The organism is Streptomyces nogalater (genome assembly GCF_039532885.1).
GTDB classification, from domain to species: Bacteria; Actinomycetota; Actinomycetes; order Streptomycetales; family Streptomycetaceae; genus Streptomyces; species Streptomyces nogalater.
Map to the genome: position 1 here is coordinate 1 of NZ_BAAASM010000023.1, position 1,040 is coordinate 1,040.

General features: G+C 66.1%; 1 protein-coding gene and 1 pseudogene. Both read right to left on the reverse strand.

Annotation, left to right across the window (positions count from 1 at the left end; genetic code table 11):
• On the reverse strand, window positions 1–820 hold an 820-nt coding region (locus tag ABD350_RS17645), incomplete at its 3' end, for an alpha-amylase family glycosyl hydrolase (protein ID WP_344349095.1).
• Window positions 817–1,040 (reverse strand): annotated as a pseudogene (locus tag ABD350_RS17650) (alpha-1,4-glucan--maltose-1-phosphate maltosyltransferase); the annotation flags it as partial. The pseudogene ABD350_RS17650 and the gene ABD350_RS17645, both read right to left, overlap by 4 nt.

The window sequence follows — 1,040 nt, forward strand, 5'->3', positions numbered from 1 at the left end:
CGCCGAAGTAGTCGACCACGTCCTCGGGCCACTGGTTGGCCTCCGCCAGCAGCACCGTGTCCGGATACTGGGCGTCGATCTCGCGGCGCACCCGCTTCAGGAACTCGTGGGTGGCGGGCAGGTTCTCGCAGTTGGTGCCCTCCTGCTGGTACAGATACGGCACCGCGTCCAGCCGGAACCCGTCGATGCCGAGGTCCAGCCAGAACCGCAGCGCGGAGAGGATCTCCTCCTGGACGGCCGGGTTCTCGTAGTTGAGGTCCGGCTGGTGCGAGAAGAAGCGGTGCCAGTAGTACTGCTTGCGTACCGGGTCGTACGTCCAGTTGGAGACCTCGGTGTCGACGAAGATGATCCGGGCGTCCTGGTACTGCTTGTCGTCGTCGGCCCAGACGTAGTACTCCCCGTACGGCCCGTGCGGGTCCCGCCTCGACTCCTGGAACCACGGGTGCTGGTCGCTGGTGTGGTTCATGACGAAGTCGATGATCACCCGCATGCCGCGCTGGTGGGCGGCGTCCACGAACTCCACGAAGTCGGCGAGGTCACCGAACTCGGGCAGTACGGCGGTGTAGTCGGAGACGTCGTAACCGCCGTCCCGGAGCGGGGACTTGAAGAAGGGCGGCAGCCACAGGCAGTCCACGCCGAGCCACTGGAGGTAGTCCAGCTTGGCGGTCAGGCCCTTCAGGTCGCCGACGCCGTCACCGTTGCTGTCCTGGAAGGAGCGGACCAGGACCTCGTAGAAGACGGCGCGTTTGAACCACTCCGGGTCCCGGTCCTTGGCGGGAGTGTCCTCGAAGGTGTCCGGAACAGGCTCGTTGACGGTCATATCGTGGGTGACCCTCCGATCTGCGGGTTGGACGGTCGCAGGACGGTGAAGACATGCGCGGGCCTATGACCCGGTTCGAGGCGCACATAGTTGGCCCTGCCCCAGTGGTAGGTCTCGCCGGTGAGCTCGTCGCGCACCGGCACGGTCTCGTGCCAGTCCAGGCCGAGTTGCGGCATGTCCAACGAGACCGTGGCCTCCTGGGTGTGGTGCGGGTCGAGGT